Consider the following 22,540-nt stretch of genomic DNA (forward strand, 5'->3'; position numbering starts at 1 on the left):
ACTTCGATAACCGCACATTTGTTCTTGTTTTTGCATCTTAGAAAGGAGCGGTTTCACCATGATGGGCAGATCCCATTTAATAATCAGCACTGGGGTTACCCTATCTGTAATGAGTTTGATGTCACACGAGATTACGATTCCAGTTATTGCAGTCGCAGCGTTAAGCTCTTTGCTGCCTGATATCGATGAACCGAATTCGCTGCTTGTGCGCAAGGCGATTCCAGAATTTCTATTAAGAGCGCTGCAAATTGCTTTGATAGGCGCAGCGATCTATCTCTATTTTGCCGGAATCGTGGAACGTCCTTGGAATATTGTGCTTGCACTGCTAGTCGGAAGTGTATCTTTCCTGCCTAGTCGAAAGCTGCGCCATTTGGTCATGATCTTGATTGCCATAGCACTCTTTGCGTTCGGGGAAGCCTATGATCCATGGAACTACATTGCAGCGTGCGTGCTTGTAGTCTCATCGGTTGTTCCTCATCGTGGACTGACACATACCTTGTATGGAGTTGCGGGCTGGAGCGCCTTATTGTATTTTGCCTCAGCGGGTATAAATGATAGTGGCAGTCTGTGGATAGCTGGCGGTATGTCGTATGCACTTCATCTACTGGCAGACTCCCTTACTCAAAGAGGAATTACACCATTGCCGCCAATACCCTTTAAGCTGCGTCTAAAGCTAATGAGTACAGGCACGAAAAAAGGTGGAGCCGTAGAGAACATCTGCATCATGCTGACTCTAGCGTTCGTTGTCTATGTATTTATACTTTCTCCTTGAACTAAAATGAATATGAAAGAGGGGCTTGTCTATTCTTTACGCAAATTGCGCATAGGATAAGCAGGCCCCTTTATTTTTGTGTAACTATTCCTCTAAGAAAACCAGTCCGATAAAGTCCTCCGGCTCAATACGTCCGAAATAATGCTTCAAATCCAGATCAGCTAATGCTTCTCTAACCTCTGCCTCATTATAACGTTTGCCACGAAGTGCATTTTCAACATCTACTACGTCACCAACCCCAAAGAAGTCACCATAGATTTTGATGTCCTTAATGAGGGAATCCTCAATATCCATACGAATATCAATAATTCCAGCAGGGAATTTACGTGTGTGTTTGACGTTGCTTTTTGGTGACAGACCGTAGTTCCAGTCCCAGTTCTGGTAGTGCTCTTTGGAAATTTCGTGGATTTTGTCCCAGTCTGCTTCCTGAAGCTTATACTGAGGGACCTCGGATGGCTCCATGCCAAAGATCGAACGTAGGAGACCGGAGCGGAACTCTTCAATGGTCATGTCTGTACCTAGCAGCTCTTTGATGTTGGCTACGCGACTACGTACGGATTTGGTGCTCTTCGATTTGAACTTCTCTGGATTTACTTTTAGAGAGGCTTGTACATTGTCCAAATTGAGATCAAACATCAGTGTGCCATGACTGAACATGCGTCCACGTGTGGAGAATTGAGCGTTGCCGGAAATTTTTTGTTCGCCGACTTGAAGATCATTCCGTCCACTAAGCTCAGCGTTAACACCCATGCTTTGTAAGTAGTCGATCACCGGCTGGGTGAATTTCAGGAAGTTATGGAAGGATTGGCCGTCGTCCTTAGTAATGAAGCTGAAGTTCAAATTTCCGAGATCGTGATAGACCGCTCCACCGCCGGACAAACGCCGCACAACCTTAATATCATTCTCTTTAACATATTCCTGATTGATTTCTTCAATCGTATTTTGATGTTTACCGATGATGATAGATGGGCTGTTAATATAAAAAAGCAGGTAACTCTCGTCCATCGGCAAGTGTTTCAGCGCATATTCCTCAATCGCCAAATTGATGGAAGCGTCAGTAATCCCTGTGTTATCAATAAAAATCATAGTGAATTCCTCCGTTGCAGCAAAATTGATTACAGTTCTCATTTTAAACCAAAAGCAGTTTTTTAACAAAAGAGATCGCTTCGTGTTTCGGTGGAAATAAAGTATTAGACTAGATTCGTTGAATGAATGCGATTTTTAAATTGAAGAATTTCCAGCGCCCAGTCTTATTGTTTAGTACTTCATTTTATCGAAAATCAACAAATCTTTTGCATTTCTTCTGCCCATGGGGTACTATTTTTATATTGACAAATTTGCAGGTCTAAATAAGGAGGTTATACGCTATGTGCCCCCGTACCAAAGAACAAAATGAGCTCATACGCATACAGCGCAAAGAACAGATCCTGGACGTCGCCGCTCGCTCCTACTTTCGCACGGGCGGCAGCTTTGATATTCGTGACGTCGCCCGCGAGGCAGGTCTTGGTTACGGCACAGTATACCATTATTATCCCAACCGGCATTTATTAATAGAAGATGTGTTAGAAAGCGGCTTTGAGCGATGTGAGCAAGTTATCGCCAAATGGGCGGACATCAGCGGCAGCCCACCGGATGACAGGCAGTTGTTGATGTATTGTAAAGCGCTGCTCCAGCTGTGGCAGTCGGACGCCCGCGCATATCTCGTCTACAAAATGGCGGCGGAACATTATGTAGGCTTGTCTGAAAGGGATCGACACCACGCCAAGAGACGGTTTATGGAACGCCTGTACGTTCCACTCCAATCGATTGCCCAGTGCGAAGACGACAGCGTCGACCATATGCTTGCCGTGCTGGTCGGTTGCTGTGGGCTGCACTACTATGCGAGCAATTCTGATCTGAACGTCGATCGAATCGCCCGACTCGCTATCCAAGCTATTACGAAGGGGTCCTGATACGAACATGGTCATTTTAAAAAGCAAGCATGAAATTGAGGCTATCCGCAAGGCATGCCAAGTGGTGGCTGAATGTCATCGTACAATCGCCCCGCTTATCAAACCGGGTATTACCACCAACGAGATTGAGCGCATATTCGAGGACATTATGTTGAAGCACGGCGCAAAGCCATACCAGAAAGGCTATAGAGGCTATCAATATGCGACGTGTGCCTCCGCCAACGATGTAATCGCGCATGGCTTCCCTAGCAATAAGCCACTTGAGGAAGGCGATATCGTGACGATCGACACGGTCGCTGAGCTCGATGGCTGGCTCGGCGATTCGGCCTGGAGTTATGCGGTCGGGCAGATCTCGCCGATGGCCGAGAAGTTGATGCGTGTCACGAAGGCATGTCTTGACCTGGGCATCGAGCAGGCTCAGCCCGGCAATCGACTCGGCGACGTGACGAGCGCGATTCAGCGGCATGCGGAATCACACGGTTTCGGCGTCGTGCGCGACCTTCTCGCTCATGGCATCGGCCGCGACCTGCACGAGGAGCCGACTTATATGCATGTCGGCAAGCCTGGAAAAGGCCCTCGTATCAAGGAAGGTATGGTGTTCACGATTGAGCCCATGATCACCGAAGGTACCTACTTCATGACAATCGATCCGGACGGCTGGACCGCACGGACGATGGACAACAAGCTCGCCGCCCAATACGAGCATACGATCGCCATCACGGCTGAAGGTCCACAAATTTTGACCGCGCAATAGAAAAAATTAGAGAAAAAACTAGAGGTCGACCAACGAAATGGTCGACTTCTTTTTTTCGTATTCGGCATAGCATCTTTCTTTATTCGTACAGGTGATCATGTAGACGATATCCCGTTTCCATCTTCAAACCGAAGCGGGTTCGGGGACAGCGTGTCCATAGATCTGATGAGGCTGCCAGTCTAGAACTTTATTATCTTTTGACACTTCGTAGATTTTAATGTCGATTTGAGGCAAGCGGTTATTCAGGTGATTCCTTTAGTGAGCATTGACGTATTCCTGCCAAAGACGCAATAATGGTGGCAATGAGATACATATCGAACAAACGAAAGTGGATAGAGGGAGTGTAAATATGCTTGAAAAATACGGCCACGGCGGTGATTTGCTAACAGCTGCGGAACTTTATGAGGAGGCTGGTGGCACATTTCTTGATTTCAGTGCAAACATCAATCCTATCGGGCCTCCGCCAGCCGTCTTAGAGCTACTTAGAACAGCAATGTCTACGGTGGTTGCCTACCCTGACCCTGGACATCGACGCTTCAAAAGTCTGCTAGCAAAGGACCTTGGTATACATAGTAGTTGGTTGACAGTAGGCAACGGAGCCGCAGAATCTATGGCATTGTTGCTGCTTGCGATTGCTCCGCAAAAGGTAGGTATCGTAGAACCTTGTTTTTCTGAGTACCGGCAGCTATCTGTACAATTCGGCGCAGAAGTATTATCTGTTCAGGGGACAAAGGAACAGCACTTCCGAGCTGGAGTGAATGAGATTGCCGGGCTGCTGGAGAAGGTTGATCTGCTGTTCCTTGGACAGCCGAACAACCCTAATGGCGTTCAGTATACTGTGGATGAGCTGCGCTGGTTAGCGCAGAAGGCTGAAAGCTACGGGACGTATTTGGCTGTGGATGAAGCCTTTATTGATTTTATTCCAGAAGCAGAACGAAATACGCTTTTGCCGGATCTGGATCAGTTTCCGCATACGATTTTGGTGCGGTCGATGACGAAATTTTATGCGATTCCCGGACTGCGTCTCGGGTTTGCCATTTCGCATCCGGAGTTGGCAAAGGCGATGACCGGAAAGCAGGTTACCTGGAGCGTGAATGGTTTGGCGCTGCTGGCAGGCGAAGCCTGCCTTGAGTGTGGGCACGAGTATGGACATCGCACACGCGAACTGATCGCCACTGAACGGGAGCTGCTGCGGCAAGGCCTTATGCAGCTAGGCTGCGATGTGCCGCCAGGCGAAGCCAACTTTCTGCTCTGCGGCCTGCCTTCGCCGTGGAGTGCGGCTGAGATGCAGACCCGTCTTGGGCGTGTCGGTATACTGGTGCGCAGCTGTGCCATGTACCCCGGTCTAGGAGGCGAGCATATCCGAGTAGCCGTTAAGGGACATGAGGATAATGTCCGGCTGCTAAAACAGATGAAGGAAATTCTGGCGGATAAGTGACCTGTGTAGCTTAGAGGGCAGCGGGTTTGCTGTTAAAGTGTCTGGTGTAGCGCAGGGGGATGGGAGTCTACTGTAAGTGACACTCGCGGCGTAGAGAAGGCAGGGATTCTAATGAATAAGTGACTCAAGTACCGCAGAAGTTGCGATTTGATACCGGATGGCGGGCTTCAGCTCGCATGCTTAGGGTTGTGGCAAAGTTTGGTGAGATAGCTTCTGATGGACATCCTCCAAAGTGCATTCGTTGTATTTCGTACAACAAAACTCGCTTTGCTGGCGTAGCAATTCGATTCTATAGCACTGTGTACAATAGAAATTTGGAAAATGATGTGAATTAGGTTTTTACGTGACATTCTATTGCAAGAAATACAGCAGAATGGCTTTTGCCAGTGAATAAAGCCGAATCTGTTGTATAAAGTGCAATAGATGGGTGAGGGACGGATTTTTAGGTGGATATTGGAGTATGTGTTGGAGTAGATTTTAGAGCAGATAGTCATTTGCTGAAATAGAGAATTAGGTAGTTTCTAAGTGAGACTGTTGGGGAAGTACAGGCGCGACCGCGAAGCTGGTTGGATGAATGGATAAAAGTAATGTGCTGTGGAAGGAGCAAGATCGATATATGGTGCAAGTAAAGATTCCATTTAACCTCGCAGGAGGTGTAAAAGAGTACCATTCGGCCATCTGGCCAGGGCTTGCTTTACAGTGGAAGGGAAACCATCTGCTACTAGAGCTACCTGCTGAAGCAGATGGTTTATCGAGTGCGTTCTATGGTGGAGGAATGAATCGGCTAGAGAGGGCCGTCAATTTATATGTTGACCGAAATTATGAATGTAGTGATCCTGTTCAGGATATGGAGAATAAGCTCCGCGAGTGGGGTTATTCAATGTCTGGCTGTGCCGGTCTGATGACGGCAGTACCGCTAGAGCATGCAGCGGTAGCTGAGGAAGACACAGGCTCAGCGGGTATTTTTGTTTGCGTTACTGCCGCCGCAGGAAATGCTGCGCGCGCGGGTGTGGAACGCAATGTGCTGGCTGTTTATCGCCCGGGTACGATTAACATAATGCTAGGTATTGATGGCTGCCTGACACCGGCGGCCATGGTCAATGCTGTACAGACAGCTGTCGAAGCAAAAGCTGCTGCTCTGGCCGATCTCGGGATTACCGATCCCGAGAATGGGCTGATCGCTACCGGAACAACTACGGATGCGATAGTGCTCGCTGTGAGCCAAAGTGGGCGATACAAGGCAGAGCATGTTTACGCCGGAACCGCTACCGATCTTGGGGGCGCAATCGGGCGTCTTGTATATAGCGCTGTGACAGGGAGTTTGCTATCGGTTCAGGCAAGGAAGGACAGCTAATGAGAATAGGTAGCTGGAATTGCTGGAGAATGTACAGAGGTGATCGCCTGTGACAATCGCTTTAGTACTGCTTGCGGCTTATGTAATTGATCGGATCGTAGGTGATCCGCGTAGCTTGCCCCATCCCGTAATCGGTATGGGCAAAGCAATCACGGCTCTGGAGCGGGCGATCCGTCGTTTATGGTCCCACCCGCAAAGCCTGCGCAGAGCAGGGGTGTTACTTCCGCTATGTGTGGCGGGTGGTGCTTGGGCACTGACAGCCATTCTGCTATGGCTGCTGTCATATATCTCACCATGGCTCGTCTGGATAGCCGAGGCTTGGTTGATTTCAACCACGATTGCCTCCAAGGGACTAAAGGATGCAGGAATGGCGGTGTACGTGGAATTGCAGAAGGGCGATATCCCTGCTGCCCGCAAGGCGTTGGGGATGATTGTGGGGCGTGATACGACTTCGCTAGATTCCCCGGAAATTGTGCGCGGCACAGTAGAGACTGTAGCAGAGAATATCGTCGATGCGATTATTTCTCCATTGTTCTATGCGCTCATCGGTGGCGCGCCGCTTGCTATGGCTTATCGAGCAGTAAATACACTCGATTCCATGGTGGGATATAAGAATGATAAATACCGAGATCTCGGCTGGGCATCCGCTCGGCTTGATGATGTTGCCAACTTCATTCCAGCACGGATTACGGCATTGCTCTTGGCACTGTGTGCATGGCTGCTTCGTCTGGATTGGCGCAATTGTCTGCAAATGGTGAAGAGGGATGCGAGTCTCCATCCAAGCCCAAATAGCGGCTATCCAGAATCCGCTGTTGCGGGCGCACTTGGTATCCGTCTCGGAGGAGAGAACGTCTATCATGGTGTCGCTTCTTTCCGAGCCTATATGGGTGATCCGGTACGAGCGATGGAGCCGGACGATATTATTCAGACCTCGCGGATGATGATGCTCTCCTCTTCAATTTTTGTAGGCTTATGCGCGGTTGTGGCATGGATATGGATCGGGGGCTAATGCTAGACATGGCGTTTCCTTCTATAGAGCTAGAATTAGTACTTGTTCGCCACGGGCAAACTCAGTGGAATGCTGAGCATCGTTACTTAGGACATTCGGATCTCCCGTTGCTATCTAGTGAAGTAGAGCAGCTATCTCAGCTTAAGCAGCAGTCTGAAGTATCGAATGATTTTTGGTGTGTATTTTGCAGCGATTTGCTTAGATGTCGGGAGACTCTAGCTTATATTTCTCCTTCTTTAGAGAAGGTGGCTGTCTACGATCCGCGCCTGCGTGAAATGAATTTTGGAGCTTTCGAAGGCTGTACTTATGAGGAATTAAAGGATAACTCACTGTATAGAAGCTGGATTGATAATCCTTCCACAGTTACACCACCGGATGGTGAAACATGGGCGCAGTTTGACGAACGGTTGCGTAGCTTCCTGTCAGATCTGGGGCGAGGGGCTGAGGATACATTTGTGCAGGCTGCAATTAGTGAAAAAAAGGCTGAGGTAATAACAAGCAGGGTGTTGGTAGTCACACATGGTGGTGTTATTCGGAATTTCCTTGCACAGTTAATTCCTGGTGTCACATTCTACAGCGCAGTTGCACCTTCTCCGGGAACAGCAATGGTACTCAGGCTATTTTGGCAGAACGGGCAATGGTCGGCAGATATTTCGGGAGATTGATGAGAAAATCAAATGAAAGAGAGGGTTCCACATATTAGCCATACCTAATATGTGGAACCCTTTATGTTTAAACTATCGTTCGCCCTCAGCGATAATTAGATGTTAGGTAACCATTCCTTATAGTTATCTGCACGTGATTGCAATTCATTATACAGCATGCTGGCATGGTAACCGTCGCACACGGCATGATGGAATTGCCCCGATATTGGTAATAGTATTTTTTTGTCTTGATGAAAATATTTTCCTATAGTAAAGATGGGAAGCAGGAAGGTTCCCTCGTTATACACGTTCAGGTTAAAGCCCGTGAAGCTGACCCACGGAATACTAGAAATAGGGAAGGTGTTCGGTGGTTCGTTTGCTTTAGCGATAAATTGTTTCACGCTTCCGTACATTTTCATATCATCCAGATAACGGTTATAGAAATCATTAAACTTTTCACCGTACGAAGTCCAGATGCTTGAGAAGGTCTTATCATCATCATGGAAAATTGTAAAACTAGGTGATAAGCTATCCCAATAACCTAATCTACCTTCAGAATCAAAGCATGTGCGGAATTCACTATGACGGTTCACCACCGTAGTTATCATGTGGATTAGTGCTGGGTACAGCTTAATTCCCTTATGCTTAAGCTCTGACAGTAGAAGGGTGATATCAATATTTACGGTCATGCTATAGGTGCATCTGACATTGTTTAAATAATGTTCAAAATAGGGTTTTCTACTCCAGTTATCAATGACAATCGGGTTGAAAATCATTTATTATGACCTCCTAAAATTATTTCATTTTTCATTTTAGGAGGTCTGCTGGACTGATTTCACCATATCCTTATCACAATCCTTTGAGAAAGTATTTTGTAACGATGAGTATACCATCATCATCGCCGTAATTAAAAATATATTTACTAGATCAAGTGGAAGGAAGATGCATTTATAATGCTGAGTGAAAAGTTGGTTATTGAAAAATTGCTTCTGCAAAAGCGTACGAGTGTTGCTTCCATCGTAGTGATGATGTGCGGTGTAGCGGGGTCGGGTAAAACAACCTTTGCTAAAAAGCTGGAGAAAGAGGGATTCGTACGGCTTTCGATAGATGAGGACATTTGGGCCACGCACGGACGTTTCGGGGTGGATTATCCAGAGCAGAATTATGAGTCCTATAAAGAAGAGTCGGAGATAAAGCTGCGGGGGGAGCTGGTGAATCTGCTTCAGGCAAAACATCATGTTGTCATCGATTTCAGCTTCTGGCAACGTCAGAGACGGAACGATTATAAGCAGTTAATTGAAGAGCATGGCGGCGATTGGGAGCTGATTTTTTTAAAGGTTGGGCCAGATGAACTGCGTCAGCGACTGCTCATTCGGAGTGAACGTTTTGACGCAAATGCCGCATTTCCGATTACTGAGGACATACTAACCCGGTTTTTAAATGGTTTTGAGATCCCTGCTGGAGAAGGGGAGCTTGTGATCGAAGCATAGATCTATAACTTGATTTTTTGGGCATTTGTCCTCTTATAGAACCACAGCCGGATTAAAATCCCATGGCTGTGGTTCTTTTTTTAAGCGAGTGATTGTGCCATGATAGTCATGGGGGCGATTGAGAGATGTTTAAGGATTTTAAGCTCATAGCCGGACGGCCGGTGTATATACAAATTAAAGACTATATGAAGCACTTAATCATAAAAGGCGGTCTGCAAGGCAATCAAAAGCTGCCCTCCACACGAGAACTCAGCACATTGCTTAAGGTTAGCCGCAACTCCGTAATCTCTGCTTATGCAGAGCTTGAGGATGATGGATTTGCGTATGCCGTGCAGGGTCAGGGAAGTTATGTGGCACCTACACCTCCCGGCAGTGAAACAATCTCTTCCTGGACGATGGACTGGAAGACGCGTATCAATGATCATGCGCGGCTGGCGGAGGATCTGGATATCATGAAGCGCGGCATACGAGCGGAGAAGGGGACGATCTCCTTCACGAGCATCGCACCTGATGAGAGTCTTTTTGATCTAGATAATGTGAAACGCTCCTTTATGGATCGTATGTCGGTGGAAGGCAACGTCTTACTAAATTATGGATATGCCAAAGGGTATAAGCCTTTAATAGACTATTTGAAGCAGTACATGGAGCACAAAGGCGTTGAAACGAAAGGCAAGGATATATTGATCACCAATGGCTTTACAGAGGGATTCGATATTGTATTGTCTGCACTTAGCAAAAAGAATGGTTCGGTCATCTGTGAGAATCCAACGCATCATACGGCGATCAAAAATCTGAAGCTGAATGGCTTTGAGATCACCGGGATTCCTATGGAGCGTGATGGGATTGATCTGGTTGAGCTGGAGAAGGCATTGCAGGAGCAAGCTTTTGACTGTGCCTACTTTGTCCCTTCTTATCATAATCCGACCGGCATTGTAATGTCTCCTGAGAAAAGACAGAGGCTAATGAAGCTGATGAACCGGTACCAAATACCGGTGATCGAGGATGGTTTTAACGAGGAGTTACGCTATTCGGGCTCACATGTGGCTCCACTTATCGCAGCAGCAGGTAGCGGCAACAGCGTGATCTATCTAGGTAGCTTCTCAAAAGTACTATTTCCGGGACTACGCGTAGGTTGGGTGCTGGCAGATCAGGAGCTGATCTATTCTCTCGAAAGCGTCAAGCGCGCACGTACCATTCATACCTCGACGCTGGATCAATCCATTTTGTATCAGTACTTATTAGGTGGCCATTTAGAGAAGTATTTGAAAAAAGCCAGAGCGGAATATAAACGAAAATATGAATTAACCCTGCAATGCTGTAAGGAGTTTATTCCTTATACGGCGTTATCAGGGGATGGCGGATTGCATCTTTTTGTAACCTTTGCGGAGGGTTTTAATACAAGGACGCTGCTAGCGGCCTGTCATGAACAAGGGGTTATTTTTACAGCAGGAGATATATTCTTCACAGACGGTAAAGGTCAAAATACGATAAGGATCGGTTTCTCCAGAGTGACGGATGAGGATATCCGCAAGGGGATCGAGATTATTGGTAGAACAGCACGACAACTAATGGGATAAAGAGGTGCTTGAGATGAAGATGAAGGTAGGCGTAATTATGGGCGGGGTGTCCTCAGAGTATGAGGTATCCATGAATAGCGGTAGAGAGATTTTGAAGAATCTAGATCCCAATAAATATGAGGTTACTCCAATAGTGATCACCAAGCGTGAAGAGCTCATTGAGCAGGCAAAAGGAATCGATATCGCGCTGCTTGCGCTCCACGGAGCTTACGGAGAGGACGGTACGGTTCAGGGGACGCTGGAGACGATGGGGATTCCTTATACGGGTAGTGGCGTTTTGTCTAGCAGCATTTGTATGGATAAAGATCTTTCCAAAAAGCTTATGCGCTGCTCAGGCGTCAATACGGCGGATTGGCTGTGCTGGGATAGTATGAAGGATTATTCTCAAGAAGCCGTAGAGCGGATGGGATATCCTGTTATGGTGAAGCCATGTGCAGGCGGTTCGAGTATAGGTATGGAAAAGGTGAGCAGTAGCGAGGAGCTGTTGAGCGCAGTACAGAAGGCTTTTGCTTGTGATCAGTCGATTCTGATCGAGAGCTACATTCAAGGCCAGGAAATCACTTGCTCTATTCTAAATGGAGAGATGCTGCCCGTTTTGGGAATCACCTCGGCGCATGCGGAGTGGTTCGATTACAGTGCGAAATACGAAGATGGCGGGGCAGACGAACGAGTCATTGATCTACCAGCTGAGGTGTATGAGCGAGTACGTGATGCAGCCTTAACTTGCTACAAAGCACTAAAATGCAGCGTGTACGCAAGGGTGGATATGCTCATTAAGGATGGTATTCCATATGTGCTGGAGGTGAACACATTACCGGGCATGACGAAGGCGAGTCTTTTACCAAAAAGCGCGCAAGCGGCAGGTTACAGCTTCAGCGGACTGCTGGACGAGATCATTTCCCTTTCCCTAACAGAAAAGAGTCCGAAAGAAGAGGTGCTCAGTCATGCATAATGAATGGATTACTCCGCGTGTACGGGAGATTGCTCCCTCGGGGATTCGGGCTTTTTTTGACCTAAGTACAGGGAATCAGGATATTATATCGCTTGGTGTAGGCGAGCCTGATTTCGTTACACCGGAGCATGTAAGAGCTGCCTGTATTCGTGCTTTGAATAATGGGGAGACGATGTATACACCAAATTCCGGCTTGCTGGAGCTTAGAGAAGAGATCGCCTCTTATCTGCACACAAGCTTCAATCTCCGCTATGAGCCAACTAACGAGATTATGGTTACAGTGGGAAGCAGTGAAGCCGTGGATTTGGCTCTGCGGGCCTTTATTACACCCGGGGATGAGATTATCGTCCCTTCTCCGAGCTATATTGCGTATTCGCCGATTACTCATTTGAACGGTGGGATTACGGTAGAGGTTGAATCTTCAGCCGAGCAGGGTTTTAAACTTACTCCTGAAGCGTTGCGGCAGGTGATTACCCCGCGTTCCAAGATTCTTATGGTGAATTTTCCGACTAATCCTACAGGAGCAGTAATGACTTACGAGGATTGGCTACCCATTGCACAGATTGTAAAAGAGAATAACTTACTTGTCATTTCAGATGAAATCTATGCCGAGCTAACCTATGATAGTCAGCATGTAAGTATTGCCTCTCTTCCTGGGATGTTGGAACGAACGATTGTCATTAGTGGCTTCTCCAAAGCCTTTGCGATGACTGGCTGGAGAGTAGGCTATGCTTGTGGTGATCAGGAATTAATTGCTGCGATGCTCAAAATCCATCAGTACACTGCGATGTGTGCTCCAATACTAGGTCAAATCGCTGCCATTGAATCACTGCGGAAGGGTATGGAGCATAAGGACCACATGAAACGATGCTTTGATGAGCGAAGAAAGCTGCTGGTTAGTGGATTTCGATCTATTGGTTTACCGTGCCACGAGCCGGAGGGTGCATTTTATGTCTTTCCTTCCATCGCTAATACCGGAATGAAGTCAGAAGTTTTCGCTTTGCAGCTGCTCAAGGAGGTTGGTGTTGCTGCGGTTCCGGGGCATGTGTTTGGAGCGGGTGGAGAAGGGTATATTCGCTGCTCTTATGCAGCATCCCTACAAAAATTGACGGAAGCGCTGGAGAGAATCGAAGGATTTATGAAAGTGAAGTTGTAATTCTAGTAGTCCCCATCTATCATAGATGGGGGCTTTTCTGTGTAGATAAGATAGAATAGGTTATACGGATATCTTTAATTGGAGGTTAAAATATGATTTCATCTATTCAAGAAGTAATTAAACGAATCACACCAGCGGATGAACAGTCTTTCCTAAAAGCGGAGCACCGCCTGAACATTCTAACCAAACCGCCAGGCAGCCTGGGACAATTGGAGACCTTGGCCGTTAAGCTCGCCGGAATTTCGGGTACGGAGCAGCCTAGTTTCACCAAACGAACGGTAGTTGTGATGGCTGCCGATCACGGTGTATGCTGCGAGGGAGTTAGCGCATTTCCACAGGAAGTCACAATGCAGATGGCCTATAATTTTCTCAGCGGAGGAGCGGCTGTGAATGTACTGGCACGCCAAGCTGGGGCTGAGGTGAAGTTCGTAGATGTCGGTGTTAACGGCGATCTTAGTCATGAGGATCTGATTGATCGTAAAGTGCGCCGCGGAACGGATAATATAGCCGTGGGACCTGCGATGAGTCGTGAAGAAGCGATGAGTGCTGTGCTTGTAGGTATAAGAATCGCACAAGAAGCGATTGAGAACGGGACGGAGATTTTTATTACAGGTGAAATGGGTATAGGAAATACAACGGCTAGCGCAGCCATTCTGTGTGCTCTAAAAGGAATACCACCTGAAGTAGCCGTTGGAAGAGGAACGGGAATTGATGATGAACGTCTACTACATAAGATTGCAGTTGTGGAACGCGCTTTAAAGGTGAATCAACCGAATCCGGCAGATCCGCTGGATGTATTGTCCAAAGTAGGGGGACTGGAGATCGCTGGTTTGACTGGTCTAATTCTTGGCGCAGCCGCTGCTAGGGTACCTGTCATTCTGGATGGTTTTATTTCGGGCGCGGCGGCTCTTGTGGCGAAGGCGCTTGCACCAGAATCCATTGCTTATATGATAGGCTCCCATCTATCAGGAGAACAAGGACATAAGCTGATGCTTGAGCAGCTTGGTCTTGAACCGTTGTTTAACCTGGGTCTTCGTTTGGGTGAAGGAACTGGAGGCGTATTGTCCCTTCATTTAATAGAGGCGATATGCCGCATTTTGAGTGAAATGGCCACCTTTGAAAGTGCAGGCATCTCTGGAGCTGGGAAACAATGAGTATTCTTGTAACGGGAGGCGCGCGTAGCGGGAAGAGTGGTTTTGCAGAAAAATTGATGTCGTCACTGGCAGATCAGGCCTTCTATGTTGCAACCGGACAAGCGTTTGATGATGAAATGAATGAACGGATTGCACTGCATCAGCAACAGCGCTCACAAAGCGGATATGCTTGGGAGACATTAGAGGAGCCTTATGATTTGCCAGATCTTCTTAAGCGTTTATCTGGTGAAAAGGCGGTTCTCGTAGATTGTCTAACGTTGTGGTTATCGAATGTACTGCTAGCCATGGAAGGATTTACGGATAGGCAAGAGTTGATTGAGAGCGAGATTACAAGACTTGAAGACAGTGTACGCACATTTCAAGGAAACCTCATTTTGGTCACTAATGAGGTTGGAGACGGTATTGTTCCGGAGTATGCGCTTGGCCGATTGTACCGTGATCTGGCAGGACGTATGAACGCGCTGCTTGCTCGGCAATGCGAGCAGGTTTTTTTAGTGACTGCGGGCATTCCAATTGAACTCAAGAGCAGGGAGTATCGTTTATGAGGGAGCGCAGGGATGCTGCCGCGGCTGCCTTTCAGTTTTTGTCCCGGTTTCCTGTAAAGAGTGACCCTGGATTTTCTCCTGAGCTGCTGCGCCGAAGTGTGCTGTTCTATCCCGTGGTGGGTGCAGCTATCGGACTTTGTGTAGCTGCTGGAGCAGCTTTGACGGGTTGGATTTTACCAGCTTGGTCAGCCGCTGTCATTACTCTCATTCTATGGGTAGGACTCACCGGAGGTCTGCACCTCGATGGCTGGATGGACAGTGCGGATGGTCTGTTAAGTTACCGACCGAGGGAACGGATCCTGGAGATTATGAAGGACAGCCGTGTGGGTGCGATGGGTGTGCTCGCCTGCGTGCTGCTCTTGCTGTTAAAGGCCTCTTTAGTGGCAGCATTAATCGAAGGCTACGCCTATTACGAGCTGCCACTGCTCTTGCTGCCAGCGATCTGGAGCCGCTGGTATATGGTGCGGGCAATGGTGCGTTATCCCATTGCCCGCGGGAACGAGGGGCTGGCCGCAAGCTTCGCCGGCCTCGCTCCCTCGCATGAGCGGCGCGCGCTGGCGATAGCCGCGCTGCTCTCGCTAGCCGCAGCTGGTGCGCCTCTGGCGCTCGGCGCGGGCATAGCCGCGTGGCCGCTGCATCTGGCGGCAGCGTTACTGCTGCCGGCTGCGGCCTTGGCAAGCGGCACCGTGGCTGCGCGGCGGATTAGCAGCCGGCTCGGCGGGCTCACCGGCGATGTGTACGGCGCGCTGAATGAGCTGCTAGAGGCTGTGCTCCTACTAGTATTAGTGCTGCTCCAGCACAATTTCATGTGAGTGGCTCCTGCGGGTGACGCATAGTAGCCAGCTGGCTCAATCTGGTTTTATCCTCTTTTGATGCCTGTGGTTCCAGCTGTTTTGTGGCCCAGATTCTTGCTTGTACACATACTTGCTAACCGTGATGACGTTGTATCATATTTTGCGAATCATTTGATATTTTTAGAGTTCAATAGGAAAGAGGGATGACATGGTTGCTGCCATTCTACTATTTGTAATTGCCGGCCTTGCTGAGATCGGAGGCGGATACTTAGTATGGTTATGGCTAAGAGAATCAAGACCTCTCTGGTACGGTTTGGTAGGTTCTTTGATTCTGATAAGCTATGGCATTATTCCTACGTTGCAGAAGTTTCCATCCTTCGGAAGAGTGTATGCAGCTTACGGCGGGGTGTTTATCGTGCTCGCTGTGTTATGGGGCTGGCTAGTAGACAAGAAAACACCCGATGTATATGACTGGGTTGGTGCTGTTATTTGTGTGATCGGCGTTTCGGTCATTCTTTGGGCGCCGAGACACTAACAAAACAACCCGTTCAACACTTTCGTGTGAACGGGTTGTTTTTATTTAAGCCTAAGCTTTAGATCTTAAATTGTTGCACAGCTTCCTGAAGCTTCTTAGCCTGCTCATATAGATGCTGCACGGTTACTGCATGTCCTTCAAGCTCTATACGTTGGCGCTCGGAGTTCTCGGATAGTGTGTCCGCACTTTCTTGGGATCTTGAAGTGATTTGTGCGGTTTCCTCAACGGAAGCACTAACTTCTTCTGTACTTGCTGAGATTTGCTGCGTAGCCGCAGATACAGATTGAATATTCTGATTGATGCTTTGAATCAGAATCAGAAGGTGATTGAAGGCATCGCCCGCTTCTGCCACCTTGCCTACCCCGGAGGCTACCTCAGAATTCACATGGTTCATCTCAGTAACGGAGCGATTCATATCTTCCTGAAGTCCGAGTAGGAAATCACGAATCTGCTCATTCGCATTACGGGATTGTTCGGAAAGCTTGCGTACTTCTCCGGCAACCACGGCAAAGCCGCGTCCATGTTCTCCTGCACGTGCTGCTTCGATCGAAGCATTGAGCGACAGCATTTGGATTTGCTTCGTAATTTCAGTAATACTATGAACGACTTCTCCGATCATTACTGAACGTTCATTCATAACTTGTAATTGCTCCAGCGACTGCAGGGAGGCACGTTCAACATGGCGCATTTGCAGAACGGCACTTTGGGCAATCTCATTACCGCCAATCGCTTCAGCGGAAGCTTCACTGATCTGCTCAGTGACTTCGGTGGCTGCTGAAGCAATATGCTGAATGCCGAAATTGATTTCTTCCATAGCTTTTGAATTATCTAGAGCGCTGCTCGCGATGGTCGTACTACCTTTGCCAATTTCTACAACAGATGTACTAGAGTGGTCTGCCATTTCATTTAGGACCTCAACACGTTCTCTTAAAGAATTGGAATCGGTGACCACAGTATTTGAGGTGACGAGTACATGTCCAATCATTTCTTTTAGGCGCAGGGTCATCGCTTGGAAGCTTCTGGACAGTTGAGCTACCTCATCACTGCCTTTAACCGTTAATTCCTCTGTGAAATCCCCCTCTGCAAGACGGGCACTGTAAGCTGCAAGCTTTGAGATAGGACGAGTAATCCGCATGCTCATAAACCAGGCACCAGTTGAGCCTATAATCAGCGTTAGCAGAGTGATCCCGGCGCTGGTCCACAGAATACTGTCTGTTTTTTCTTGAATAAAGCTTACATCACTGCTGATTCCGATAACCATCGTACTTCCGGGAATTCCGATATAAGCTGACTTATGTACACCATGCGAGTCCTTGTATGTATCGCTTAGTCCACTCTTTCCTTTAAGAGCTTGCTGCATTGCAGAGGATACCTTAACAATTTCCTCCGGCTTTAATTTTGCATCATGATCTACGGACAGAACCTCAGCTTCCTTGCCTTTTAGATTGAGTAGAAAAATAGTCTCAACCCCATGCTGCTTTCTCTTATCCTGAAAATAGAATTCAAGATTGGTGGCTGCTTGTTCGTTCTTCTTTAGTGCTTGCTGAGCATGCATTGTATTTATATTCTTATATACGTCCTGAGCAGCTGCAGTTAGAATTTGATTGATTTGTGGCATGACATAGCTGTTGAAAATACTGGTGGATATAAAGTAGAAGCTGGTACTTAACAAAAGAGACGTGAGTAATAGAACTACAAATAATAAACGCGTAAATCTGCGACTGATCGACTGCTTGAAACGAAACATATTGTTCTCCCCCTTTTTATGGGCAGCGAAGCCCCATTTCTTTATATCCCTACCGACTGCTATTGACTGGCAACCTGCAATATATTCCATAGTTATGTAATATATCAACTAAATGGATCGGGAATGAAGTGTTTGATACTATTCTATAGAATTAACCTCTGGATGAATAGTGAAAGTTTTAGTTTATATAGCATATTTTTCTGAAAAAGATGAATTATTACTGACACTTTTATTTTTAGTTAATAAAAATGGGTATAAATACCCATTTCATAAATTGTTTATTTTTATGGATTGTTTGACGACAGTGTGATAGAGTATTAATGTTTTGTTCCAAAACTTAATGTAAGCCGCGGTTCGTAACCATCCCGCGTAAACAAAACTAGGAGGAGTTTAAGCAATATGTTTAATTTGATGTGGGGAGTTTTATTTGTTATTGTCAATTTTGCTTTTTTTCTACTCTGTTACCGCCTGTTCGGCAAAAGTGGAATGTATGCCTGGGTAGGTATCGCTACTGTAATTGCAAACATTCAGGTAGCTAAGACGATTGCTATGCCATTTGATATCGTGATGACACTCGGAAATACGATGTATGTCACTTTGTATATGACCAGCGATTTGCTTAATGAGAAGTATGGAAGAGCAGAAGCACGTAAAGCGGTTTGGTTTGGCTTCTTCACCTTGCTTATGACGACAGTCATTATGCAAATGGTACTAGTATTTAAGCCGCAAGAGACCGATATTGCTCAGTCTTCTTTGGAGACGATCTTTGGTCTGATGCCTCGACTAGCGTTGGGTAGTCTAACTGCTTACTTCATTAGTCAGTTCCTAGACGTTCGGTTGTACTCCTGGATTCGCAAATATTACAGCACCTCAAGTCAGTTGTGGATTCGTTCCAACGGCAGTACGATGGTTAGCTCCTTTGTGGATACACTAATCTTCTGTACCATTGCATTTGCTGGGTTGTATAACTGGAGTGTGTGGTTTGAAATTTTGCTTACAACGTATCTAGCGAAATTCTTACTAACCGCAGTAAGCACACCTATCTTATATATCGCCCGAACTTTTACTTTTGCTGAAGATGGAATACCATCATCCGCTCATAAGAAGGAATAAACAACAATACAGCCAGCGCGTACCGATCATAATCGATGCGCGCTGTTTGATTTTTTCAGTCGTAAGAGGGCTCAATCGTTCCATATAAATATGTACATAAAATTAATATAAAGCTAAAATAAGCTATCGTAGCCATTCTAATTGTATCCCGAGCGAAGAGAGAGTACATAATCGGTAGTCACAGAAATTACGAATAGGTGTGGTGAAGGATGAATCTAGTAGTTCCTATACTGCGTCATGCAGCAGAACAGCCCGACAGAATTGCCTTAACCCATGACCAAGCAACTCATACCTATGCAACATTAGTGCAAGCGATGCGGAGAATTGCCAATGGTCTACAGCAAAAGGGCCTTAGGCATGACAAAATCGCTATTTTATCTACGAATCGCATTGAATTTGTCGAGGTTTTCTTGGGGGCTATTTATGCAGGCTGTGTTCCCATTCCTTTAGATCCCAAGTGGAGTGCAAATGAACTGCAGGTTATTATAGAGCAGTGCCAGCCGACAATGATTTTTGCCGAGCCGGAAGCTGCAAAGAATTTGGTCTTCAAGGACCAAGCCATCCCAACGCTGACTTTTTCAAATGAACGAACAGGTTCCTATGATCAGTGGTTGAAAGCTCAGAAGCCAGAAGCTGAATTGGAAGAGACGAACGAGTTATTATTTATCGGTTTTACTTCAGGCACAACGGGGCTACCCAAAGGATATATGCGTACCCATTTATCGTGGTTAAAGAGCTTTGAGGTATCGAGTGCTGCCTTTGAATTAGACTCTATGAAGGATGTTTTAGCACCGGGTCCGTTTGTGCATTCGCTGTCCTTGTTCGCTGTAATGCAGAGTCTGTATGGTGGAGCAAACTTTCATATTACGCAAAAATTTAGCGCCACACAGGTGTTAGAGCTGTGCAAGCAGATTCCGGGTGTGGTGTTGTTTGTTGTACCGACAATGCTTGAATCCATGATGCAGCAGGCTGTTCCTGGGCAGACGCAGATTGATGCGATTATTAGCTCAGGTGCAAAGTGGTCGGAGTTGTCCAAAAAAAAGGGTATAGAAGTGTTCGCTGGAACGCGTCTCTATGAATCCTATGGTTCCTCAGAAGCGAGTTATATTAGTTATTTGGATGTTCTGGAAGAGCATAATCCGAACTCTGTAGGCAAGCCCTATCCCGGAGTGCAAATTTCCATTCGTGATGAAGAGTTCCGTGAAGTCCCTACGGGGGAGATTGGGCAGTTATATGTGCGAAGTGATATGATATTTCTAGGCTACCATCAATTGCCGAAGGAGACCGCAGCAGCTTTTCGAGAGGGATGGCTTGTGTTGGAGGATTATGTTTATCAGGATGAAGCTGGTTATTTATATCTGGCGGGTCGCTTGAAAAATAGAATCATCTCCGGTGGGCTGAACGTTTATCCAGAGGAAATAGAGCGAGTACTGGAGCATCTTCCGGAAATACAAGAAGTAATGGTGCTTGGCGTCCCTGACGATTATTGGGGAGAACAGCTGGCAGTCCTCGTGAAATGGAATGGTGCAAAGCATTTATCTATAGACGAAATAAAGAATTATTGTCGCCAGTATTTAGCAAGTTACAAAGCGCCGAAGGAGCTGCTGACAGTTGATGAGTTTATCTATACAAGCAGTGGCAAAATTGCCCGGCAAGCGATGAAAGACTATGTGAAAAGAGCGATGGTATGATAGAAGCAGTAATTGTTATGGCAAAACGTACACCGATTGGCAGGATGGGCGGCTTATTAAGTACATTTGAGCCGGAAGCATTACTGGCGCCGCTTATTCAGCATATTGTGGCAGAGACGAACCTGCCCGTCGATATGATCGATGATGTGATTATTGGAAATGTGGTCGGTCCGGGTGGAAATATTGCCCGGGTAGCTGCGCTTGAAGCGGGACTGCCTGTTTCGGTTCCGGGCGTTACTGTGGATCGGCAGTGCGGTTCTGGGCTAGAGGCCATTAATATAGCAGCACGGCTTATTCAAAGCGGCGCTGGTGAGATTTATTTAGCGGGCGGTGTTGAGAGCACGAGTCGTGCCCCTTGGAAAATGGCTAAGCCCCAAACCTTGATGGGGGTTCCGCAGCTATATACCCGTGCTCATTTTACACCTAGCGCTTACGGTGATCCGGATATGGGAATTGCTGCGGAAAATGTAGCGCGGAAGTATGGGATTTCGCGAGAAGAGCAGGATCAATATGCCTTGAAAAGCCATCAGAAGGCCGTTCATGCTCAGCAAAGTGGTAGGTTTCAGCAGGAGATTGTACCTCTTCTGGTTGAGGGGGAGTGGGTGAACACCGACGAATGTCCAAGGGCTAATACGAGCCTGGACAAGCTGCGAAAGCTACCTTCAATCTTTGAAGAAAAGGGTACTGTCACCGCTGGAAATGCCTGTCCTATTAATGATGGTGGGGCGCTTCTATTAATGATGTCCCGTGAGAAATGTCGGCAACTCAAGCTTAAACCTATCCTGCGTGTCGTAGATGCGCAAGCAGCAGGTGTAGATCCGAATTATTTAGGTATGGGCCCAGTTCCAGCTGTTCAAAAGGTGTTACATCGTCAACAGCTGACCATAGCCGATTTAGATATCGTAGAGTTTAATGAAGCCTTTGCTTCGCAAGTTCTAGCCTCACTGAATGAGCTTCAGATCCCACAGGAAAAGGTCAATCTTGGAGGAGGCGCATTAGCTATCGGTCATCCATATGGGGCGTCCGGAGCTATTTTAATGACGCGTTTATGTGCTGAAATGCAGCATACGCCTTATCAAAGGGGACTTGCCACTTTGGGCATTGGCGGCGGGTTGGGGCTGGCTACGCTTGTGGAGGTTACGGAATGAACAGCGTCCGACATCAGATTCTTATGACTGCTGAGTGGATATCGGATTACGCACAGAGTATTGAGGCACCCGTGCAGACGACTAATGGCAATCTGATTGCTCCTTCTACGATGCCTATTATTTTTTGGCAGGTCTTCGATATTCCTTGGCTTAGCAAGGGAGAGCCCTTGCTTCACGGCACTCAGAAATTCTCATATCAAGCACCGATTACGGCAGGGATGACGTTAGATTGTGAATTAGCATTAACGAGCAAGGTGCAAAAAGATGGCCGGCAGGGCAAGCTGACCTTTTACACACATACGCTGGTTTGTAAATGTGAAGGCGAGCTTATAGTCACCGCAGAAACGGTGTTAATTCGGGTAGGTGATGATCATGATGAGAAAATGCATAACGGCTGAGGCTATCCGGCAATATGCAGCAGCTTCCCAAGATCTGGCCGCTATTCATCTAGATGAGGATGCTGCAACTGAGGCTGGATTTAAGCGGCCCATTGCGCATGGGATGTATCTAATGGGATTAGCCCAATCCTTATATATCGAGGAGCATCAGGCACAGTGGATCACTCAATATGATATGAAATTTCATAAGCCTATAGAGGTCGATAATGTCGTGATTTTTGATTTTGCGGAGGATGACTGCCTGGTTAAAGTGACCCTTACAACAGAAGCAGGCGATGTTATTGCTTCGGGAGCTTTTTCAGTGAAAGAGGTGTAGT

The 22,540-nt window shown here is 47.0% G+C and carries 23 protein-coding genes and 1 riboswitch; of the genes, 20 read left to right on the forward strand and 3 right to left on the reverse strand.

Going from position 1 to position 22,540, the window contains the following annotated elements; translation table 11 throughout:
* The first annotated feature begins 58 nt into the window (after positions 1–58).
* Positions 59–772: a metal-dependent hydrolase gene (locus NYE25_RS27115; protein WP_340974638.1), complete on the forward strand. Its 714-nt coding sequence runs from the start codon at positions 59–61 to the stop codon at positions 770–772.
* Between the two features lie 84 nt (positions 773–856).
* Here the strand turns inward: NYE25_RS27115 and NYE25_RS27120 are convergent, their stop codons facing one another.
* Entirely contained in the window at positions 857–1,858 is a 1,002-nt protein-coding gene (locus NYE25_RS27120) for a lipoate--protein ligase (protein WP_042185606.1), read from the reverse strand.
* 281 nt (positions 1,859–2,139) lie between these two features.
* Between NYE25_RS27120 and NYE25_RS27125 the strand changes: the two genes are divergently transcribed.
* From NYE25_RS27125 to NYE25_RS27150, 6 genes are all read left to right on the forward strand, one after another.
* Complete coding sequence (locus NYE25_RS27125; protein WP_341147311.1) at positions 2,140–2,724, forward strand: TetR/AcrR family transcriptional regulator; 585 nt, start codon at positions 2,140–2,142, stop codon at positions 2,722–2,724.
* A 7-nt stretch (positions 2,725–2,731) separates the two neighbouring features.
* Positions 2,732–3,478: a type I methionyl aminopeptidase gene (gene map, locus NYE25_RS27130; RefSeq protein WP_341147312.1), complete on the forward strand. Its 747-nt coding sequence runs from the start codon at positions 2,732–2,734 to the stop codon at positions 3,476–3,478.
* A 349-nt stretch (positions 3,479–3,827) separates the two neighbouring features.
* Positions 3,828–4,916, forward strand: coding sequence for a pyridoxal phosphate-dependent aminotransferase (locus tag NYE25_RS27135; protein WP_341147313.1), 1,089 nt, complete (start codon positions 3,828–3,830; stop codon positions 4,914–4,916).
* Between the two features lie 574 nt (positions 4,917–5,490).
* Entirely contained in the window at positions 5,491–6,270 is a 780-nt protein-coding gene (locus NYE25_RS27140; RefSeq protein WP_262495571.1) for an adenosylcobinamide amidohydrolase, read from the forward strand.
* A 49-nt stretch (positions 6,271–6,319) separates the two neighbouring features.
* Positions 6,320–7,279, forward strand: a complete 960-nt coding sequence (gene cbiB / locus NYE25_RS27145) for an adenosylcobinamide-phosphate synthase CbiB (protein ID WP_341147314.1) — start codon at positions 6,320–6,322, stop codon at positions 7,277–7,279.
* On the forward strand, positions 7,258–7,944 hold the full coding sequence (locus tag NYE25_RS27150; RefSeq protein WP_341147315.1) for a histidine phosphatase family protein: 687 nt from the start codon (positions 7,258–7,260) through the stop codon (positions 7,942–7,944). The genes cbiB and NYE25_RS27150 overlap by 22 nt, the downstream gene beginning before the upstream one ends.
* Positions 7,945–8,039: 95 nt before the next feature.
* Here NYE25_RS27150 and catA read toward each other — a convergent pair whose 3' ends face one another.
* Positions 8,040–8,699, reverse strand: coding sequence for a type A chloramphenicol O-acetyltransferase (catA, locus tag NYE25_RS27155; RefSeq protein WP_341147316.1), 660 nt, complete (start codon positions 8,697–8,699; stop codon positions 8,040–8,042).
* A gap of 177 nt (positions 8,700–8,876) precedes the next feature.
* Here catA and NYE25_RS27160 point away from each other — a divergent pair, with 177 nt between their 5' ends.
* The 8 genes from NYE25_RS27160 to NYE25_RS27195 all read left to right on the forward strand — a co-directional run bounded on the left by NYE25_RS27160 (position 8,877) and on the right by NYE25_RS27195 (position 16,126).
* A complete protein-coding gene (locus NYE25_RS27160) occupies positions 8,877–9,413 on the forward strand; it encodes an AAA family ATPase (protein ID WP_341147317.1) in 537 nt (178 codons plus the stop codon).
* A 125-nt stretch (positions 9,414–9,538) separates the two neighbouring features.
* Positions 9,539–10,990 carry a MocR-like pyridoxine biosynthesis transcription factor PdxR gene (gene pdxR, locus NYE25_RS27165; RefSeq protein WP_341147318.1) on the forward strand — a complete coding sequence of 484 codons (1,452 nt, stop codon included), beginning with the start codon at positions 9,539–9,541 and terminating at the stop codon, positions 10,988–10,990.
* Between the two features lie 19 nt (positions 10,991–11,009).
* Positions 11,010–11,942 (forward strand): D-alanine--D-alanine ligase, encoded by a 933-nt coding sequence (locus tag NYE25_RS27170; RefSeq protein WP_341147789.1) that lies wholly within the window; start codon positions 11,010–11,012, stop codon positions 11,940–11,942.
* Positions 11,935–13,098, forward strand: a complete 1,164-nt coding sequence (locus NYE25_RS27175) for an aminotransferase class I/II-fold pyridoxal phosphate-dependent enzyme (RefSeq protein WP_341147319.1) — start codon at positions 11,935–11,937, stop codon at positions 13,096–13,098. Before NYE25_RS27170 ends, NYE25_RS27175 begins: the two co-directional genes overlap by 8 nt.
* Before the next feature lie 92 nt (positions 13,099–13,190).
* Positions 13,191–14,252 (forward strand): nicotinate-nucleotide--dimethylbenzimidazole phosphoribosyltransferase, encoded by a 1,062-nt coding sequence (gene cobT, locus NYE25_RS27180; RefSeq protein ID WP_341147320.1) that lies wholly within the window; start codon positions 13,191–13,193, stop codon positions 14,250–14,252.
* Positions 14,249–14,797 (forward strand): bifunctional adenosylcobinamide kinase/adenosylcobinamide-phosphate guanylyltransferase, encoded by a 549-nt coding sequence (gene cobU, locus NYE25_RS27185; RefSeq protein ID WP_076284100.1) that lies wholly within the window; start codon positions 14,249–14,251, stop codon positions 14,795–14,797. Before cobT ends, cobU begins: the two co-directional genes overlap by 4 nt.
* Positions 14,794–15,609: an adenosylcobinamide-GDP ribazoletransferase gene (gene cobS, locus NYE25_RS27190; protein ID WP_341147321.1), complete on the forward strand. Its 816-nt coding sequence runs from the start codon at positions 14,794–14,796 to the stop codon at positions 15,607–15,609. The genes cobU and cobS overlap by 4 nt, the downstream gene beginning before the upstream one ends.
* A 190-nt stretch (positions 15,610–15,799) precedes the next feature.
* Complete coding sequence (locus tag NYE25_RS27195; protein ID WP_042185628.1) at positions 15,800–16,126, forward strand: YnfA family protein; 327 nt, start codon at positions 15,800–15,802, stop codon at positions 16,124–16,126.
* A 58-nt stretch (positions 16,127–16,184) separates the two neighbouring features.
* Here the strand turns inward: NYE25_RS27195 and NYE25_RS27200 are convergent, their stop codons facing one another.
* Positions 16,185–17,873, reverse strand: coding sequence for a methyl-accepting chemotaxis protein (locus NYE25_RS27200; RefSeq protein ID WP_042185629.1), 1,689 nt, complete (start codon positions 17,871–17,873; stop codon positions 16,185–16,187).
* Positions 17,874–18,216: 343 nt separating this feature from the next.
* Positions 18,217–18,262: riboswitch (PreQ1 riboswitch) on the forward strand.
* 10 nt (positions 18,263–18,272) lie between these two features.
* On the opposite strand from NYE25_RS27200, the gene NYE25_RS27205 reads away from it, so the two are divergent.
* From NYE25_RS27205 to NYE25_RS27225, 5 genes are all read left to right on the forward strand, one after another.
* On the forward strand, positions 18,273–18,986 hold the full coding sequence (locus NYE25_RS27205) for a queuosine precursor transporter (RefSeq protein WP_042185630.1): 714 nt from the start codon (positions 18,273–18,275) through the stop codon (positions 18,984–18,986).
* A gap of 209 nt (positions 18,987–19,195) precedes the next feature.
* Positions 19,196–20,677 carry an AMP-binding protein gene (locus NYE25_RS27210; protein WP_341147322.1) on the forward strand — a complete coding sequence of 494 codons (1,482 nt, stop codon included), beginning with the start codon at positions 19,196–19,198 and terminating at the stop codon, positions 20,675–20,677.
* Positions 20,674–21,825, forward strand: coding sequence for a thiolase family protein (locus NYE25_RS27215; RefSeq protein WP_339245715.1), 1,152 nt, complete (start codon positions 20,674–20,676; stop codon positions 21,823–21,825). The genes NYE25_RS27210 and NYE25_RS27215 overlap by 4 nt, the downstream gene beginning before the upstream one ends.
* Positions 21,822–22,223 (forward strand): FAS1-like dehydratase domain-containing protein, encoded by a 402-nt coding sequence (locus tag NYE25_RS27220; RefSeq protein ID WP_341126005.1) that lies wholly within the window; start codon positions 21,822–21,824, stop codon positions 22,221–22,223. Before NYE25_RS27215 ends, NYE25_RS27220 begins: the two co-directional genes overlap by 4 nt.
* Entirely contained in the window at positions 22,198–22,539 is a 342-nt protein-coding gene (locus NYE25_RS27225; protein WP_341147323.1) for a MaoC family dehydratase, read from the forward strand. The genes NYE25_RS27220 and NYE25_RS27225 overlap by 26 nt, the downstream gene beginning before the upstream one ends.
* Position 22,540 lies beyond the last annotated feature (1 nt).

Origin of the sequence: Paenibacillus sp. FSL E2-8871 (assembly GCF_038000345.1) — a bacterium.
Taxonomy (GTDB): domain Bacteria; phylum Bacillota; class Bacilli; order Paenibacillales; family Paenibacillaceae; genus Paenibacillus_AQ.

Excerpts from the sequence above, each read along its gene's own strand:
- NYE25_RS27115 (WP_340974638.1), top strand. The coding sequence starts at position 59 with ATGATGGGCAGATCCCATTTAATAATCAGCACTGGGGTTACCCTATCT.
- NYE25_RS27120 (WP_042185606.1), bottom strand. The coding sequence starts at position 1,858 with ATGATTTTTATTGATAACACAGGGATTACTGACGCTTCCATCAATTTG.
- NYE25_RS27125 (WP_341147311.1), top strand. The coding sequence starts at position 2,140 with ATGTGCCCCCGTACCAAAGAACAAAATGAGCTCATACGCATACAGCGC.
- map (WP_341147312.1), top strand. The coding sequence starts at position 2,732 with ATGGTCATTTTAAAAAGCAAGCATGAAATTGAGGCTATCCGCAAGGCA.
- NYE25_RS27135 (WP_341147313.1), top strand. The coding sequence starts at position 3,828 with ATGCTTGAAAAATACGGCCACGGCGGTGATTTGCTAACAGCTGCGGAA.
- NYE25_RS27140 (WP_262495571.1), top strand. The coding sequence starts at position 5,491 with ATGGATAAAAGTAATGTGCTGTGGAAGGAGCAAGATCGATATATGGTG.
- NYE25_RS27150 (WP_341147315.1), top strand. The coding sequence starts at position 7,258 with ATGGATATGGATCGGGGGCTAATGCTAGACATGGCGTTTCCTTCTATA.
- catA (WP_341147316.1), bottom strand. The coding sequence starts at position 8,699 with ATGATTTTCAACCCGATTGTCATTGATAACTGGAGTAGAAAACCCTAT.
- NYE25_RS27160 (WP_341147317.1), top strand. The coding sequence starts at position 8,877 with ATGCTGAGTGAAAAGTTGGTTATTGAAAAATTGCTTCTGCAAAAGCGT.
- pdxR (WP_341147318.1), top strand. The coding sequence starts at position 9,539 with ATGTTTAAGGATTTTAAGCTCATAGCCGGACGGCCGGTGTATATACAA.
- NYE25_RS27170 (WP_341147789.1), top strand. The coding sequence starts at position 11,010 with ATGAAGGTAGGCGTAATTATGGGCGGGGTGTCCTCAGAGTATGAGGTA.
- NYE25_RS27175 (WP_341147319.1), top strand. The coding sequence starts at position 11,935 with ATGCATAATGAATGGATTACTCCGCGTGTACGGGAGATTGCTCCCTCG.
- cobT (WP_341147320.1), top strand. The coding sequence starts at position 13,191 with ATGATTTCATCTATTCAAGAAGTAATTAAACGAATCACACCAGCGGAT.
- cobU (WP_076284100.1), top strand. The coding sequence starts at position 14,249 with ATGAGTATTCTTGTAACGGGAGGCGCGCGTAGCGGGAAGAGTGGTTTT.
- cobS (WP_341147321.1), top strand. The coding sequence starts at position 14,794 with ATGAGGGAGCGCAGGGATGCTGCCGCGGCTGCCTTTCAGTTTTTGTCC.
- NYE25_RS27195 (WP_042185628.1), top strand. The coding sequence starts at position 15,800 with ATGGTTGCTGCCATTCTACTATTTGTAATTGCCGGCCTTGCTGAGATC.
- NYE25_RS27200 (WP_042185629.1), bottom strand. The coding sequence starts at position 17,873 with ATGTTTCGTTTCAAGCAGTCGATCAGTCGCAGATTTACGCGTTTATTA.
- NYE25_RS27205 (WP_042185630.1), top strand. The coding sequence starts at position 18,273 with ATGTTTAATTTGATGTGGGGAGTTTTATTTGTTATTGTCAATTTTGCT.
- NYE25_RS27210 (WP_341147322.1), top strand. The coding sequence starts at position 19,196 with ATGAATCTAGTAGTTCCTATACTGCGTCATGCAGCAGAACAGCCCGAC.
- NYE25_RS27215 (WP_339245715.1), top strand. The coding sequence starts at position 20,674 with ATGATAGAAGCAGTAATTGTTATGGCAAAACGTACACCGATTGGCAGG.
- NYE25_RS27220 (WP_341126005.1), top strand. The coding sequence starts at position 21,822 with ATGAACAGCGTCCGACATCAGATTCTTATGACTGCTGAGTGGATATCG.
- NYE25_RS27225 (WP_341147323.1), top strand. The coding sequence starts at position 22,198 with ATGATGAGAAAATGCATAACGGCTGAGGCTATCCGGCAATATGCAGCA.